The sequence below is a fragment of the Pseudomonas sp. SDO524_S393 genome (assembly GCF_054071875.1).
The window spans coordinates 1-216 of the sequence record NZ_JBSVVZ010000190.1 but is presented as its reverse complement, the minus strand read 5'-3'; the positions used below and the strand labels follow the sequence as shown (position 1 = coordinate 216).

The 216-nt window shown below is 63.0% G+C and carries 1 pseudogene; it reads right to left on the bottom strand.

Annotated features, from left to right (window positions below):
* Positions 1-216, bottom strand: a pseudogene (locus ACW9IB_RS29600) (creatininase family protein); the annotation flags it as partial.

Genomic DNA, 216 nt, shown 5'->3' with positions numbered 1-216 from the left:
CTTGATCGCGTCCGGGTAGGCCCATTGAGTCACCGCAATCTCCGACGGCGTGGCGTGGATCCCGTGGCCGGTGGGGAATTGTCGGTTGGCCAGTGCGCCAACGCCTTCCAGGTCCCACCAGTTGCTCAGTTTCAAGGCGAACCCGACGGGTTGCCTGGCGAAACTGGCGCGGGCATACAGTTGCGAAAAGGCCGCTTCGATCGAGGCAATGTTGCC